Below are 15,902 nucleotides of genomic sequence, written 5' to 3'. Positions count from 1 at the left end.
AACGGTATTCGCACGCTCGGGCAGACCCCCGCGACAAGCCGGCGCCTGGGTTGACCGGACCACCCGACCTCCCCAACCCAGCAAGCCAGAACCAACCAACCGTCACACAAAAAAACCACAACCCCCACACAATGCCCCATGACCCAGCCGCCTCCCAACCCCACCCGCGATGCCCTGCTGCGCCACGTGAGGCCCAGCGACCTCAAGGCCGCCGCGCAACTCGTGTCGCACGCCACCACCGGCGCCATCGGCATCGCTGAGAGCGTGCACCAGTCGGTGCGCGACCGCCTGGGCCTGCCGGCAGGCATCGCCCCCGATCGTGCGGGTGGCCTCACAGGACAGATCTACCAGGGCATCCGCGGCGTGACGCAACTCGTGGGCCATGGGCTCGATGGTGCGCTCGCCCTCCTGCTCCCGATGGTCGATGACCCCACGCGCCAACCCGATCCATCGCCCGGCCGCGAGGCCGTGCTCGCCGCACTCAACGGTGTGATGGGCGACCGGCTCCAGGCCATCGACAACCCCCTGGCGCAAACCCTGGAGCTGCGCCACCAGGGCCGGCGCCTTCCGCTGGAAAGCACCGCTCTGCTGCACGACCGCCTGGCCGGCGCCTCGTCCCACCTCATCGTGCTGGTCCACGGCCTCTGCATGAACGACACCCAGTGGCGGCGCAACGGCCACGACCACGGTGAGTTCCTCGCACAGGCGCTGGGCGCCACCACCGTCTACGTGCGCTACAACAGCGGCCTGCACATCGCTGCCAACGGGCGCGAACTGGCGCGCCAGCTGGAGTGGCTCGCAGCGCAGTGGCCGGTGCCACTGCAGTCCATCACCCTCATCGGCCACAGCATGGGCGGGCTCGTGGCCCGCGCGGCCTGCGAGGCGGCGCGGGCCGCCGCGCACCGTTGGCGCCCGTTGCTGCGGCACCTGGTGTTCCTCGGCACGCCCCACCATGGCGCGCCCCTGGAGCGCGCCGGGCAGTGGCTCAACGGCCTGTTGGCGGCCACGCCGTTCACCGCGCCCTTCACGCGCCTGGGCCAGCTGCGCAGCGCCGGCATCACCGACCTGCACCAGGGCCGCGTGCGCGAAGGGGCGCACGAGCCGCTGCCGCTGCCCGAAGGCGTGGCCTGCTTCGCCGTGGCAGCGGCGCTCGCCCCGCGACGCGGGCTGCTGGCCGACCGCCTCACGGGGGATGGCCTGGTGCCCCTGCGCAGCGCGCTGGGCCAGCACGACGACCGCCGGTTCCGGCTGGTGTTCGCGCGCGACAGCCAGCGCACCGTCTACCGCACCGGCCACCTGGAGCTGCTGTCCAGCCCGGTGGTGGCCCGGCAGTTGCTGGCATGGCTGGAGCCGCCCCCGCCTGACGCTTGAAATCCGGCGTCCCGCCCATAATTCCGCCTCGCGTTGCGCTCTCACCCGAGCGCGTTTCCTTTTTCTCTGCCTGTCGACTCCCATGAGCAAACAAACCCTGTCCTTCCAGGCCGAAGTGGCGCAGCTGCTGCACCTGGTCACGCATTCGCTCTATTCCAACCCGGACATCTTCCTGCGCGAGCTCGTCTCGAACGCGTCCGACGCCTGCGACAAGCTGCGCTTCGAAGCCCTCAACAACGCTGCCCTGTTCGAGGACGCCCCCAACCTTGAGGTGCGCGTCGCCTTCGACCGAGAAGCCCGCACCGTCACCATCACCGACAACGGCATCGGCATGAGCGCGCAGGAAGCCATCGACCACCTCGGCACCATCGCCAAGAGCGGCACCAAGGACTTCATGAGCCGCCTGAGCGGTGACCAGAAGCAGGATGCCCAGCTCATCGGGCAGTTCGGCGTCGGCTTCTACTCCGGTTTCATCGTGGCCGACAAGATCATCGTCGAATCACGCCGTGCCGGCCTGCCCGCGGCCGAGGGCGTGCGCTGGACCAGCGGTGGCACGGGCGACTTCGAGGTCGAGACCATCGAACGCCCCGCGCGCGGCACCAGCGTCATCCTGCACCTGCGCGACGATGCGAGCGACTACCTGGACCGCTGGAAGCTCAAGTCCATCATCGGCAAGTACTCTGACCACATCAGCCTGCCCATCCTCATGCAGAAGGAAGAATGGGACGCCGAGAAGAGCGAGCAGGTGCTCAAGGACGAATGGGAAGCCGTCAACTCCGCCAACGCGCTGTGGGCGCGCAGCAAGAAGGAGGTGAGTGACGAGCAGTACGCCGAGTTCTACAGGAACCTCAGCTATGACTCTCAGGCTCCCCTGGCCTGGAGCCACAACCGGGTGGAAGGCAGCACCGAGTACACGCAGCTGCTGTACATCCCGGCCAAGGCCCCGCACGACCTCTGGAATCGCGACCGCAAGGCCGGCATCAAGCTGTACGTGCGCCGTGTCTTCATCATGGACGAAGCCGAAGCGCTCATGCCCTCGTACCTGCGCTGGGTCAAGGGCGTGGTGGATTCGGCCGATCTGCCGCTCAACGTGAGCCGCGAGCTGCTGCAGGAAAGCCGGGACGTGAAAGCCATCCGCGAAGGCAACACACGCCGCGTGCTGGCCATGCTGGAAGACCTGGCGAAAAAGGATGGGGTCCCCGCCGCCACCGAAGGCGCCGATGGCGTGACCGATGTGGTGTCGGAAGAGGAGAAGGCCGCTGCCGCCCGGGACGCGGGCAAGTACACCGCGTTCTATGCCGAGTTCGGTGCCGTGCTCAAGGAAGGCCTGGGCGAGGACTTCGCCAACCGCGACAAGATCGCCAGGCTGCTGCGCTTCGCCAGCACCCAGGCCGACGGCCTGACCGCGCTGGCCGATTACAAGGCCCGCATGAAGGAGGGCCAGCAGGCGATCTACTACATCACCGCCGACAACCGCGCCGCCGCCCGGAACAGCCCGCAGCTGGAGGTCTTCCGCAAGAAGGGCATCGAGGTGCTGCTCATGACCGACCGCGTGGACGAATGGGCTCTGTCCTTCCTCACCGAATTCGACGGCACGCCGCTGCAGAGCGTGGCCAAGGGCGCGGTGGACCTGGGTTCGTTGCAGGACGAGGAAGAGAAGAAAGCCGCCGAGGCCGCTGCCGAAACCTTCAAACCCGTGCTGGAACGCCTGAAGGAGAGCCTCAAGGACAAGGCCAAGGACGTGCGCGTCACCTCGCGCCTGGTCGATTCACCTGCCTGCCTGGTGGTGGAGGACGGCGACTACTCCACCCAGCTGGCCCGCATGCTCAAGCAGGCCGGCCAGCCTGCGCCCGAGGTGCGGCCCATCCTCGAGGTGAATGCCGGGCACGCGCTGGTGAAGAAGCTCGAAGGCAGCGCGCACTTCGATGATCTCGCGCACATCCTGTTTGACCAGGCCCTGCTGGCCGAAGGCGGTCTGCCGGACGACCCGGCGGCCTATGTGAAACGCGTCAACGCCCTGCTGGCCTGACACGGATGGCTGCATACCGGTGGAGGGTATGCGGTTGACCACTACACTCGGGGCCGGGGAGTCTTTCAAGGCGCAGTGCACGGCACCTGCCCCGACCATCTGATTCAGCGGCCTCAACGTGTACCTACAGCGCCCTTTTGATCACGTCGTCACCTTCCGCAACAGCCAGGGGGAGAGTGCACGCGGCACCCTGACCAGCCTGCAGCGGCGTTCGCTGGTGATGGAGATCTACAACCCGTACTCCATCGTCCAGGTCAGCGAGGTGCTCAACGAGCTGACCATCCGCTCGGGTGACCGCATCATCTACAAGGGCAAGGCGGTGGTGGTCAGCCTGCTCAACACCGGCTTGATGGCGGTCATCTCGGTCGCGCTCATCGACGAGTGGTCCGACCTCAACGCGATCCGCGGCAACGTGAACCAGGTGCGCGACGAGGCGATGCGCTTCGTGGCCGACTGGGAGTCGCGCTTCAAGATCCGGCAGAGTTACCAGGTCACCATCAGCGAGTTCCGCGCCTTCCTCGCCGAGACGGCACGGTGGATCGACCAGGCCGACCTGGTCGACTCGCTGCCCCGGCTGCCCGACGGCCGCCTCACGGACGACGTCTTCAACGCCATCGCCGAACCCCTGATGGTCAAGGGCAAGGAGTTTCTCGTGCGGCTGGAAGGCGAGGCTTCGCGGCTGCCCGAGGAGGACGCGCTGCTGCACCGGGCTTATGCGCAGGCGGCGCTGCACCCGCTGGTGCTGCGAGCGCCTTTCGTTTACCGCACCTTCGCCAAGCCGTTGGGCTACGCGGGCGACTACGAGATGGTCAACCAGATCCTGGGCGATCCGCGCCAGGGCGGCAGCACCTACATCCAGCTCGTCAATGCCATGTTCCTGCGTGCGGCGGTGGCCGAGGCGCACCGCAACCGCATCGACATTCTGGTCGGCTTCCTCAGGAAGGCCGTGGCCTTCGCCGCCGAACGGGACCGGCCGGTCCGCATCCTGAACGTGGGCTGTGGGCCGGGGGTGGAGATCCAGAAGCTCATTGCCGCCGGCGAAGACCTCTCGCGCCTGCAGTTCACGCTGATGGACTTCAGCCTGGAGACCCTGAATTACACGCGCCAGAAGATCGAAGAGGCGGCGCACCTGCACAAGGCGACAGTGAACGTGGAATACGTGCACGAATCGGTGCACGAACTGCTCAAGCGCGCCACGCGCGACACCGCCCCGCGCGACGGCGAGGGTTTCGACACCATCTATTGCGCAGGCCTGTTCGACTACCTGTCCGACAAGGTCTGCTCGAGGCTGATCCGCTATTTCCTCTCGCGCAGCAACCCCGGCGCCAACCTGCTGGTCACCAACGTGCACTCGGACAACCCCGAGCGTTACGGCATGGAGCACCTGCTGGAGTGGCATCTGATCTACCGCGACGAGAAGCAGATGCTGTCCGTGATGCAGGAGGTGAACGCCCCGGCCACGCTGTACACCGACGCCACCGGGGTCAACATCTTCGCGGAAGTCGTGGTCAACGCACACCTGAAGGCCATGGCGCTTGAGAATGGCTAACCGGCCGAGCTCGCCGTACGAGCAGCAACTCTCGGACTTCCGTCTGACGTACAGCAAGGCGGGCAGCGTCACGTCCATCGTGCTGGTGCTCGCCGGCATCGGGCTCGACTACTTCTCCTATCCGGATCGCCTGCTCGAGTTCACGCTGCTGCGGCTGCTGGTGGTCGCGCTCACGCTGGGCGTGCTGCGCCTGCTGTTCACCGATTTCGGGCGCGAGCATGTGCGCTCGCTGACCATGCTCTGGCTGCTGCTGCCGCAGGTCATGATCGCCTTCATGATCTACGAGACGGATGGTGCCCAGTCGATCTATTTCGTCGGCCTGCACCTGGCGCTCTATGCGGTGGGCATCATCCTGCCGATCAGCTTCTTCGAAGGCATCGGCTTCGGGGTGTTGACCATCGTGCTGTATGTGCTGGCCTGTGCCCTGCATCCGGATGCGTCCAGCAACCTGCCGCGCCTCGTGACGAACACCCTGTTCATCCTGTTCTCGGCCGGCGCGAGTGCGGTGTGCACGTGGTTCAACGAAAAGGCCCGCCTGCGCCTGTTCCAGCTGCAGCACGAGGTGTCGGAGAAGAATGCTTCGCTCAGCGAGATCAATGCAACGCTGGCCGAGGTGAAGGGCCAGTTGCTGCAGCGCGAGAAGATGGCCGCGATCGGCACCTTGTCGGCCGGCCTGCTGCACGAACTCAACAACCCGGTGAACTACAGCCTGATGGCCATCAACATGGGTCTGAGCTGCAAGGGCGCGCAGACCGACGACATGCTCAAGGAGAGCCTGAACGATGCGCGTGAGGGCATGCAGCGCATCCAGAACATCGTCACCGACCTCAAGACCTTCGCCTACCAGAAGCCCGGCCAGGACAGCCAGCGCCCCTTCCTGCTGGAGAACGCGGTGCGTTCGGCGGTGCGTCTTGCGGGTTACGAACTCAAGGGCATCGAGGTGCCGATCGAGTTGCCGCAGGACAGCCATGTGCTGGGCGACGAGCCTGCCATCATCGGCGTGCTGATCAACCTGTTGAGCAACGCCGCGCTGGCGTTGCAGGCGGCCAGGCGGGAGCAGCCCCGCATCGCGGTGACGGTCACGCCGAATGGTGACCGCCTGCGGGTGTCGGTGTGCGACAACGGATCGGGCATCGCCCCCGAAAACCTGACCCGCGTGTTCGAACCTTTCTTCACCACGCGCGACGTGGGGGCGGGCCTGGGGTTGGGCCTGAGCGTGAGCTACGGCATTGTCCAGCGCCATGGGGGTACGCTGGCGGTGGAGAGTGAACTGGGCAGCTGGACCGAATTCACGTTTGATTTGCCGAGGCCTCTGAATGAAACCCGATGAAGCCGTTGTGACGCGCGGCGCCCTGGGCGCCCATGCCATCCTCATGGTGGACGACGAGCCGCAGGCCTGCAAGTGGTTTGCGCGCCTGTATGGCGACGAGTTCGTGGTGCTCACCGCTGGCAGCGTGGACGAGGCGCTGGCCTTGCTGGCGCGGCGCGGCCATGAAGTGGCCGTGCTGCTCACCGACTACGCGATGCCGGGGCGCGACGGGGTGGCCCTGCTGAGTGAAGCCCGGCAGCTGTTTCCACACGTCTCGCGCCTGCTGGTGTCGGCCTATGCCGACAAGGACGTCGCGATGTCCGCCGTCAACCAGGGGCATGTGGAGAAGATTCTGGAAAAACCGCTGGACGAGGCCCTGACGCGGCAGGCCCTGCGCGAGGCCCTGCAGTCCAGCCAGGAGCGTGCGCGCGAGCGCGCGCTGCTGGACCGCCGCGCGGCCACGCTGCGTGAGACGCTGGGTTTTCTGGCGCATGAAGTCACCACGCCGCTGGCCACCGTGCAGGGCTACCTGTCCGCCATGCGCGACCGCCACCTCGATCCCCTGACGGGTGACAGCGGCGTGGCTCACATCCAGGAGCAGAAGCCCGGTGATGTGCTGTTCATGATCAACGCGGCGCAGCGCCGCGCGGAATATGCCCAGTCGCTGGTGTCGACCTTCGTCCAGACCGCGCGCGACGCCTACCAGCCCGACAGCGCACCCAGCCTGCGCGCCAGCGACCTGGTGCAGGCGGTGCGCGACGAATACCCGTTCGACAACGACGAAGCCGAATGGCTCACCAGCGACCTGGAGGCCGATTTCGTGCTCCCGGGCCGGCGCGACCTGCTCTATCTGGTGCTGTGCACGCTGGTCAAGAACGCCATGCTCGCCCTGCGGCCGAATCCACCGGCCCGGCCGAATGTGCACGTGGCCCTGGGCCGTGGAGCACCCGCCCCGGGTCTGCCAGTGCAGGCCGTCATCCATGTGCGCGACAACGGTCCCGGCATTCCGGCCGAGGTGCTGGGCCGCCTCACCCATGAGCCGATGACGACCCGGGCGGCCTCCGGCGGCAGCGGCATGGGGCTGGTGTTCTGCCGGCGCGTGCTGACCTCGCTGGGGGGCTCGATCGTCGTCAGGTCCGAGGCGGGGCAGGGCGCCACCGTGTCGCTCTATTTCCCTTCCGCCCAATAACCACAGCCATCCCTCAGGAGAATCCGTGAAGCCCGTGAAAATTCTGTACGTCGACGACGAGGCCATGGCCCTGAAGTACTTCGAACGCCTGGTGGGCCCTCTCGCCCCGGTGTTGACCGCGAGCTCTGTGGAAGAGGGCAAGTCCATGCTGGCCGAGCACGGTGCCGAAGTCGCCGTGCTGGTGTGCGACCAGCGCATGCCCGGCGAGTACGGCAACGAACTGCTGCGCCACGCACGCGAGTACTACCCCGCCGTCGTGCGCATGCTCACCACCGCCTATTCCGAACTGGGCGACGCCATCGAGGCCATCAACACCGGCGAGATCTACCGCTACATCAACAAGCCCTGGGAACTGGAAAGCCTGCGCGCCGACCTGAAGAACGCGCTGGAATTGGCCGAGCTGCGCAGCGAGCGCGATGGCCTGATGCGTGACAAGCTGATGGCGCAACAGGGCCAGTTGCTGGCCAGCCGCCTCTCTGCCCTGCTGATGGTGGGCGCGGCTGTGCATGCCGATGGCCACGAGCAGGCGGTGCACCGCTTTGCCCAGGCCGCCTTGCGGATGGGCCAGGTGGAGCCTTCCATCGACTGGCACCGCTGGGACCACGCCGACCTGGTGCAGGCCGAGGCGCAGCGCGGTGCTGCGGTGGCGGCGCACCTGCGCCACTGGCTGCGAGAGTTCGGCTCTCAGCCCGACGGCGCGGGCGCCCTCCCGGTGCTGGCGCAGGCGCTCAATGGCGAGCTGCAGGGTGACCGTGTGCTGGTGGCCGATGCCCAGGCCCTTACCGCCCTGCTGTCGAGTCCCGCAGGCGAAGCGCCCACGGTCGCCGAGTGCGCCTGGCTGGCATGGCTGCTCTGGCAGGGCGGCCTGGCCGAGGTGGTGGTGGCCGACAGCGGCTGGGCCGTTCGACAAGCGGATGCTGCGGCGCTGCTGCCGGCCGACTGGCTGGCGGACGCCATTGAGCGCCTGGGCCGGGCGACGGCCTGAAGGGCTTGTGACGAAACGTTGCATCACCGGGGCACTTTTGTCCGTCGGGGCGGTCACAATGGGCATCTGTTTTCCATTTGCCCGCTGAGAGGGACCCGGCCATGACCACTTCTTCCACCCACCTGTCTCTTGCGCACCGCTGTGCCGCTGGCGTGTTGCTGGCGGGCGCGGCGCTGCTCGCGGGGTGCGGTTCCATGGGCGTTGGCGTGGGCATTGGTGTGCCGCTGGGCCCGTTCTCGATTGGTGTGGGCGCCGGAACCGGTGGCGTGAGTGCGGGTGTGAGCACGGGGGTGGGCCCGGTCGGTGTCGGCGTGGGCGTCAACCAGCGCGGCCAGGTGAGTGCCGGCGCGGGCGTCGGCGTGAGCACGGGGGTGGGCAACAGCAATGCCCGTGTCGGGGTGGGTGTGGGCACGAGCACGGTGATCCACGATCCGCACGAGCGCAACTGAGACGGGCCGCGAGGCCACGAGCACACATCAAACAAAAAGCCCGCCGGTGCGAACCGGCGGGCTTTTTTGCTGGGCATCGCCTCGGGGCTTACTTCAGCGTGATCGTCACGTCGATGTTGCCGCGCGTGGCGTTGGAGTAGGGGCACACCTTGTGGGCGGTGTCCACCAGGTCCTGGGCCACGGCGCGGTCCACACCCGGCAGGCTCACGGCCAGGCGGGCGGCGATGCCGAAGCCGGCGGGAATCGGGCCGATGTCCACTTCCGCGTCGATGGACGCGTCGGCGGGAACCGCCACCTTCTTCATGCCGGCGACGTGCTTGAGGGCACCCATGAAGCAGGCGGAGTAGCCGGCGGCAAAGAGCTGTTCCGGGTTGGTGGCGTTGCCGGCACCACCCATGGCCTTGGGCGGGGAGAGCTTCACGTCCAGCAGGCCGTCGTCGCTCCGCGAGGCGCCTTCACGACCTCCGGTGGTGTGGGCGCGGGCGGTGTAGAGAACTTTGTCGAGGGATGTGGGCATGGTGGGCTCCTGGGTTGAATAGCTTCGGCATGAAGCGGGGTTGAAAGGGGATGGGATCAGGCGATGAGGCGGTCGCGCAGGGTCTGCACCTGGCGGGTGAGGTCGATGGCCTCGGAGACGTCGCATTGCGTGGCCTGCAGCACGCAGCCCGGGATGCGTGCCGCGCGGGCCTTGAGTTTGCGGCCGGCGGCGGTGAGGCGGATGAGCACGCGACGTTCGTCTTCCACGTCGCGCAGGCGGGTGACGAGGTCGGCGGCCTCCATGCGCTTGAGCAAGGGAGTGAGGGTGCCGGAGTCGAGGTAGAGGCGTTCACCGAGTTCGGAGACGGTGATGCCGTCGTTCTCCCAGAGCACGAGCATGGCGAGGTACTGGGGGTAGGTCAGGCCCATCTCGTCAAGCATGGGCTTGTAGAGCTTGGTCATGGCCAGGGAGGCGGAGTACAGCGCGAAGCACAACTGGTGGTCGAGCTTGAGGACCTGGTCGGGGGAGAGGCGCTGCGTGTTCATGGGTGTGGACTGTATGCTTCAATTAAATTGTGTGCAATTTAATTGCTGAAAACCATTTTTATGTTGGGGGTTTCTGGTGTGGCGGGTGGGGGAGGTCGGGTGGTCCGGTCAATCCAGGCGCCGGCTTGTCGCGGGGGGCTGTCCGGGTCTTCAAAGACCACGATGTCAACGCCTTGGTCTGTTCTCAGCCTCTGTGGCAACCGCGAATAAGGCCAGCGCAGGCGGGCACCGCCACCGACCCACTGCGAGGCCCGTGAAAGAAACGCAGCGAAAGAAAATTCAGGCCATCAAAGGCGGCCCCTGCATTTCCTCGACCTGCTCCACCAGCATGTCCACCTGTCCTTGCCAGTAGTCGCGGCTGCCGAACCAGGGGAAGTTGATGGGGAACGCCGGGTCGTCCCAGCGGCGCGCAATCCAGGCGCTGTAGTGGATCAGGCGCAGCGTGCGCAGAGGCTCGATCAGGGACAGCTCGCGCCGGTCGAATGGCCGGAACTGCTCGTAGCCATCCACCAGCGCGCCCAGTTGTTGCGTCTGCTGGCGCCGGTCGCCCGAGAGCAGCATCCACAGATCCTGCACCGCCGGTCCCATGCGCGCATCGTCCAGGTCAACGAAATGCGGACCGGCACCCGGTTGCCCTTCCGGTGTCCACAGGATGTTGCCCGGGTGGCAATCGCCATGCAGGCGAAGGCGCCGGATGCCGTCTGGCTCCTCGGCCGCCCCGCCGCGAAGCACAGCATGCGACTCGATCAAGGCCAGCGCCTCCTCGAGCGCCGCCGCCCAGGCGCTGCGCACCTCGGGTGCGATGGCACCATGCTCCATCAGCCACTCGCGCGGCTCGTGCGCGAAGCTCGCCGCATCCAGCGCCGGGCGCGCCACGAACGGCTGCCGGGCGCCGACGGCATGGATGCGGGCCAGAAACCGGCCCGTCCATTCGAGCACTTCGAAATCGTCCAGCTCCGGGCGCCGGCCGCCCCGGCGCGGGCTCACGGCGAACGTGAAGCCGCCGAAGTGGTGCAGCGTCTCGCCCTGCACGCGCAGCGGCGGCACGGCGGGCACCTCGGCCGCCACCAGCTCTTCGGCAAACGCGTGCTCCTCGGCGATCTGTGCATCGCTCCAGCGGCCGGGGCGGTAGAACTTCGCCACCACCTGGTCCACGCCGCCCACGGGCGACTCCAGGTGGATCTGGTACACGCGGTTCTCGAAGCTGTTGAGCGCGCTCATGCGCCCGTCACCCCACAGGCCGATGTGGGCGAGGGCGTCCTGCACCACGTCGGGGGTGAGGGCGCTGTAGGGGTGGTCTTTGTCGTGTTCGTTGGCCATGCAGGATTGTCGCTGCCTGCAGGAGGGGGAAAGCCTGCGCCTATGATCGCTGCATGTCGAAACACAAGGCGAATGCGCGACCTGCGCCCACGCTCCAGGAGCAACTGCCCGAACTGCGGCCCGGCCAGTCGATCCCGCTGCTGCAGGAACTGCACATCCTCACCCGCGAAGGCAAGCTCAACCAGGACACGCGCCGCAAGCTCAAGCAGGTGTATCACCTGGTGCAGTTCATCGAACCCCTGCTGGCCGAGGTGCTTGCTGCGCGCGGTGATGTGACGCTGGCCGACCATGGCGCCGGCAAGTCCTATCTGGGCTTCATCCTGTACGACCTGTTCTTCAAGGACAAGCTGGTGGGGCGCGTGACCGGCGTGGAAACCCGTGCCGAGCTGGTGGAGAAATCGCGCGCGCTGGCCGGGCGGCTGGGCTTCGGGCGCATGGACTTCCTGGCCACCACGGTGCAGGCGGCACTGACCGATCCGGCGCTGCCCGCCACGATCGACGTGGTGACCGCGCTGCACGCCTGCGACACCGCCACCGACGACGCCATCCAGTTCGGCCTGGCCAAACAGGCCAGCCACATGGTGCTGGTGCCCTGCTGCCAGGCCGAGGTGGCGGGCGTGATGCGGCAGCACAAGGCGCTCGCCCTCAAGCGCACGCCGCTGGCCGAGCTGTGGCGCCACCCGTTGCACACCCGCGAGTTCGGCAGCCAGATCACCAACGTGCTGCGCTGCCTGCAACTCGAAGCCCATGGCTACAGCGTGACGGTGACCGAGCTGGTGGGGTGGGAACATTCGATGAAGAACGAACTGATCCTCGCCCGTAGAATGGGCCCGGATCGCCATGGCACGCAGGAGCGTGCCCGGCAACGCCTGCAGCAGGTGCTCGAAGAATTCCACCTGCAAGAGCTCACCCAGCGTTTCGCGGCTTGACTGCTTTTCGCCTCCTTCCCACCAGGCATTCCCGTTGCCGTGTTCACGGCGCTCTGTTCAGCTTTCGCTGATGGCCTGACGTCCTGGTGTTTTCAGCGCGTGTCCTACACGCTTTGCAGGATTCGTCCATCACACTCTCGCCCGAGGAGCGTTACCCATGGTTACCGAATACAGTTTTCTGCTGCAGTCCATCGCCTGGCCCCTGGTCCTGCTGCTCGCCTGGTTCATTGCCGAGCGCGCGCACGAGGTCTGGCACGTTCCCCGTGTCACCAGTTACGTGGCGGTCGGCCTGATCGGTGGCCTGGTCAACCTGCCCGGCCTCACCACCGACGTGCCCGGCCTGCCTTTTCTCGCCAATGTGGCGCTGTCGCTCGTGCTGTTCGAGCTGGGCTACCGCATCAACCTGCGCTGGTTCCGCCACAACCCCTGGGTGATGGTGGTGGGCCTGATCGAGTCTGTCGTCACCTTCGCCCTCATCTACTGGGTCAGCGGCTGGTTCGACCTCGCCACCGATCTGCGGCTCATCATTGCGGCTCTCTCGATCTCGGCCTCGCCGGCGGGCATCGTGCGCGTGGCCAACGAACTTCGCAGTGCAGGCCAGGTGACCGAGCGCGTGCTCCACCTCTGCGCCATCAACTGCATGGTCTCCGTGCTCGTGCTCAAGCTCGTGGTGGGCTACTGGTACCTCAATACCTCGGGTGACCTGGTGCTGGCGGCCTTCAGCAGCATCCACCAGGTGGGCACCTCGGTGGCCGTGGGCGCGGTGCTCGGCGTGGCCGTGCCATGGATGCTGCGCCAGCGCAACACGCACGAACGCGGCGTCACCGTGGTGTTCGCGCTGTCGGTGCTGCTGCTCACCACCGCGGCCTATGGCCTGAAGCTCTCGCCGCTGCTGGCCGCGCTCACGTTCGGCATCGTCGCGCGTGAGCGCCGCGTGCACCTGACCAACGCACAGCGCGACTTCGGCACCGCGGGCGACCTGCTCTCGGTGTTCCTGTTCGTCTACATCGCCTCGCTGCTCGACTGGGCCGATGTGGGCACGGGCATGCTGATCGGTGTGGTGCTGATCCTGGTGCGCACCGGCTCCAAGATCGGCTGCAACCTCGTGGCCGCGCGCCTGTCGGGCATCACCGAGCGCAAGGGCCTGCTCACCGGCCTGGCGCTCACCCCCATGTCGGCCTTCGCCATCCTGCTGATCGAGCAGAGCCGCCTGTACGGCTTCGCGCCGGCGGTCGAGGTGCTCTCGGTCATGGCCGGCATGATGCTGTTGCAGGAGTTGCTGGGCCCGGTGGTCACGCAGCGCGCGTTGCTGGCCGCTCACGAAACGCATGTGACGAAGGGTTGACCCATGCCACTTGAAACCTTCAAGGCCTCCGATTCGCTGACCATGGGTGTCGAGCTCGAACTGCAGCTCGTCAACACCTACGATCTCGATCTATCCAGCAGCGCCAACGACCTGCTCGAGCTGCTGCGGCGCAAGCCATTTCCTGGCGTTGTCACGCCCGAGATGACGCAGAGCATGATCGAGATCGCCACCGATGTGCAGCGAGAACACGGCCCGTTGCTGACCCAGCTGCAGCAGATCCGGGACACCCTGGTGAACGCGGGCGACCGGCTCAACATCGAACTCGCGGGCGGCGGCACGCACCCGTTCCAGCGCTGGTTCGAGCAGCGCATCTTCTCCAAGCCGCGCTTCGAGCAGCTCTCGGGCCTGTATGGCTACCTCGCCAAGCAGTTCACCGTGTTCGGTCAGCATGTGCACATCGGCTGCGCCAGCGCGGACGAAGCCTTGTTCCTGCTGCACTCGCTCAACCGTTACGTGCCGCACTTCATTGCGCTGTCGGCCTCGTCGCCTTTCTCGCAGGGTGTGGACACGCTGTTCGATTCGGCGCGCCTGAACTCGGTGTTCGCTTTTCCGCTGAGCGGGCGTGCGCCCTTCGTGTTGAGCTGGGAGGAGTTCACCGATGTGTACTTCACCAAGATGGAGAGCACGGGCGTGGTGAAGTCGATGAAGGACTTCTACTGGGACATCCGGCCCAAACCCGAGTACGGCACCATCGAGCTGCGGGTGTGCGACACGCCGCTGACGGTTGAACGCGCGGCAGGCCTGGCCTGCTACCTGCAGGCGCTGTGCCGCCACCTGCTGGAACGCCGCGAGGCGCCGCCGGAAGAAGACGATTACCTCGTCTACACCTACAACCGGTTCCAGGCCTGCCGTTTCGGCCTCGACGGGATGATGGTCAACCCCAAGACGCGCGAGCAGATCAGCATCCGCGAAGACATCCTCGCCACGCTGCGCCACCTCACGCCGCATGGCGTGGCGCTGAATTCACTCGCCGCGCTGGACGAGATCGAGCGCACCGCAGGCCGGGTGGGCAACCACGCGACCTTTCTGCGCAACCAGTTCAGGGAAAGCGGCAGCGTGCAGTCGGTGGTGCGCGCCAGTGTGGAGGCCTTGCGCGGCGGCAGTTCGTGATGCAGTTCACGAACCGGGTGTAGGGACAACACACCCGCTGTCAGCGAAGTTCCTACAGCGCGAATGGCGGGGCGCCGACTTAACGCTCCAGAGGGCCATCGGTACAGTTTGTTTCATCGACAAACCCTTTGTGCCTTCTCACTTTTCCCCCGGAGCCTCTCATGTCCACCGCCGCCACCCGCCTCAACCCCTTCGTCCTGATGCTCGATCCGGAAGCCGTGATCAGCGCCATGGAAACCAGCGCCAACCTGCGCGGCCTGCGTGCCCGTGTCTGCCGCCCGCTGGACAAGCCCCTGATCCCCAAGGTCTTCGACGCCGCCGCCCGCGAGTTCGACGCCGTGATCGAAGCGGAAGACTTCATGGACTCCGGCAGCGAGCTGTACTGCGAAGCCCAGCCCGCGCTGACGGTCGCCGTCCACTGAGGCGGCCGCGGCGCCAGGTTCACCTGGCGAAGCGTTTGCGCGTCAGGGCCAGCGCCAGCCAGAAGGCGCCGACGGTGTAGGCCAGCAGCACCGCCGCATGCAACCCGGGCTGTGAAGGCCATTGGTCCATGAACAGGGGCCGAACCAGTTCCACCGCATTCGTCAGCGGCAACCAGTCCGAGATCTGCCGCACCACCCCGGGCAACTGCTCGCGCGGGAAGAAGACACCCGACAGAAACATCATGGGTGTGAGGAACAGGGTGAAGTAGTAGGTGAAGAAGTCATAGCCCTTGGCCAGGGCATTGAACACCAGGGCAATGCACGAGAACGTGATGCCCACGCCCAGCAGCACCGGCCAGGCCAGCAGCAGTTTGGGCGAATGACTGATGCCCAGCGCGAGCATCACCACCAGAATGGCCGTCACCGAGAACAGGGCCTTGAAGCCGGCCCAGAGCATTTCCGCCAGCACCACATCGTCCAGGCTCACGGGCGCGTTCATGATGCCGTCCCACGTCTTCTGCACATGCATGCGCGAAAAGGCGGAGTACAGCGCCTCGAAGGTGGCCGCATTCATGGCGCTCATGCAGATGCTGCCGCTGGCGAGGAACAGGATGTAGGGCACGGCCACGCTGCCCTGCGGTGTGCCGACGTTCACCTCGCCCACCAGCGCACCCATGCCGTAGCCGAAGGCAATCAGCCACATCAGCGGTTCGGCGATGTTGCCGACCAGGCTGGGAATGGCCAGCTTGCGCCAGACCAGCAGGTTGCGCAGGAAGACAGGCCACCAGCGCCAGGACAGGCGCGGCGGGGCAAAGTGAGATGGGGCGTTGGGCGTGGCGGTGTTCATGTAC

Annotated in this window: 14 protein-coding genes and 1 pseudogene; 11 read left to right on the top strand and 4 right to left on the bottom strand. The window is 66.5% G+C overall.

Annotated elements, in window-relative coordinates; genetic code table 11:
• Window positions 1-138: 138 nt before the first annotated feature.
• The 7 genes and pseudogenes from J2X09_RS20290 to J2X09_RS20260 form a co-directional block, all read left to right on the top strand.
• A complete protein-coding gene (locus J2X09_RS20290; protein ID WP_204735084.1) occupies window positions 139-1,371 on the top strand; it encodes an esterase/lipase family protein in 1,233 nt (410 codons plus the stop codon).
• 82 nt (window positions 1,372-1,453) lie between these two features.
• Window positions 1,454-3,400 carry a molecular chaperone HtpG gene (gene htpG, locus J2X09_RS20285; protein ID WP_204735083.1) on the top strand — a complete coding sequence of 649 codons (1,947 nt, stop codon included), beginning with the start codon at window positions 1,454-1,456 and terminating at the stop codon, window positions 3,398-3,400.
• 118 nt (window positions 3,401-3,518) lie between these two features.
• A complete protein-coding gene (locus J2X09_RS20280; protein WP_310309158.1) occupies window positions 3,519-4,949 on the top strand; it encodes a class I SAM-dependent methyltransferase in 1,431 nt (476 codons plus the stop codon).
• Complete coding sequence (locus J2X09_RS20275; protein ID WP_204735082.1) at window positions 4,942-6,279, top strand: sensor histidine kinase; 1,338 nt, start codon at window positions 4,942-4,944, stop codon at window positions 6,277-6,279. Before J2X09_RS20280 ends, J2X09_RS20275 begins: the two co-directional genes overlap by 8 nt.
• The gene (locus tag J2X09_RS20270; RefSeq protein ID WP_204735081.1) at window positions 6,266-7,447 is read left to right on the top strand and encodes a hybrid sensor histidine kinase/response regulator; all 1,182 of its coding nucleotides are present in this window, start codon (window positions 6,266-6,268) and stop codon (window positions 7,445-7,447) included. The genes J2X09_RS20275 and J2X09_RS20270 overlap by 14 nt, the downstream gene beginning before the upstream one ends.
• A 25-nt stretch (window positions 7,448-7,472) precedes the next feature.
• Window positions 7,473-8,432 carry a response regulator gene (locus tag J2X09_RS20265; protein WP_204735080.1) on the top strand — a complete coding sequence of 320 codons (960 nt, stop codon included), beginning with the start codon at window positions 7,473-7,475 and terminating at the stop codon, window positions 8,430-8,432.
• Between the two features lie 101 nt (window positions 8,433-8,533).
• Window positions 8,534-8,869: pseudogene (locus J2X09_RS20260) on the top strand (hypothetical protein); the annotation flags it as partial.
• 100 nt (window positions 8,870-8,969) lie between these two features.
• Here the strand turns inward: J2X09_RS20260 and J2X09_RS20255 are convergent.
• From J2X09_RS20255 to J2X09_RS20245, 3 genes are all read right to left on the bottom strand, one after another.
• Window positions 8,970-9,398: an organic hydroperoxide resistance protein gene (locus tag J2X09_RS20255; RefSeq protein ID WP_159596270.1), complete on the bottom strand. Its 429-nt coding sequence runs from the start codon at window positions 9,396-9,398 to the stop codon at window positions 8,970-8,972.
• A 56-nt stretch (window positions 9,399-9,454) separates the two neighbouring features.
• Entirely contained in the window at window positions 9,455-9,904 is a 450-nt protein-coding gene (locus tag J2X09_RS20250; RefSeq protein WP_204735079.1) for a MarR family winged helix-turn-helix transcriptional regulator, read from the bottom strand.
• Window positions 9,905-10,183: 279 nt separating this feature from the next.
• Window positions 10,184-11,224, bottom strand: coding sequence for a serine/threonine protein kinase (locus J2X09_RS20245; protein ID WP_204735078.1), 1,041 nt, complete (start codon window positions 11,222-11,224; stop codon window positions 10,184-10,186).
• Window positions 11,225-11,277: 53 nt separating this feature from the next.
• Between J2X09_RS20245 and J2X09_RS20240 the strand changes: the two genes are divergently transcribed.
• From J2X09_RS20240 to J2X09_RS20225, 4 genes are all read left to right on the top strand, one after another.
• Window positions 11,278-12,153 carry a class I SAM-dependent methyltransferase gene (locus J2X09_RS20240; protein WP_204735077.1) on the top strand — a complete coding sequence of 292 codons (876 nt, stop codon included), beginning with the start codon at window positions 11,278-11,280 and terminating at the stop codon, window positions 12,151-12,153.
• A gap of 157 nt (window positions 12,154-12,310) precedes the next feature.
• Window positions 12,311-13,498 carry a cation:proton antiporter gene (locus J2X09_RS20235; protein WP_204735076.1) on the top strand — a complete coding sequence of 396 codons (1,188 nt, stop codon included), beginning with the start codon at window positions 12,311-12,313 and terminating at the stop codon, window positions 13,496-13,498.
• 3 nt (window positions 13,499-13,501) lie between these two features.
• Window positions 13,502-14,629 carry a YbdK family carboxylate-amine ligase gene (locus J2X09_RS20230; RefSeq protein ID WP_204735075.1) on the top strand — a complete coding sequence of 376 codons (1,128 nt, stop codon included), beginning with the start codon at window positions 13,502-13,504 and terminating at the stop codon, window positions 14,627-14,629.
• Between the two features lie 161 nt (window positions 14,630-14,790).
• Entirely contained in the window at window positions 14,791-15,051 is a 261-nt protein-coding gene (locus J2X09_RS20225; RefSeq protein WP_204735074.1) for a hypothetical protein, read from the top strand.
• Between the two features lie 19 nt (window positions 15,052-15,070).
• On the opposite strand, the gene J2X09_RS20220 is transcribed toward J2X09_RS20225, so the two are convergent.
• The gene (locus tag J2X09_RS20220; RefSeq protein WP_204735073.1) at window positions 15,071-15,898 is read right to left on the bottom strand and encodes an ABC transporter permease; all 828 of its coding nucleotides are present in this window, start codon (window positions 15,896-15,898) and stop codon (window positions 15,071-15,073) included.
• Window positions 15,899-15,902 lie beyond the last annotated feature (4 nt).

The sequence above is a fragment of the Hydrogenophaga laconesensis genome (genome assembly GCF_031457235.1).
Taxonomy (GTDB): Bacteria; Pseudomonadota; Gammaproteobacteria; order Burkholderiales; family Burkholderiaceae_C; genus Hydrogenophaga; species Hydrogenophaga laconesensis.
The sequence above is the reverse complement of the archived record's forward strand: the minus strand, read 5'-3'. Positions and strand labels throughout refer to the sequence as shown.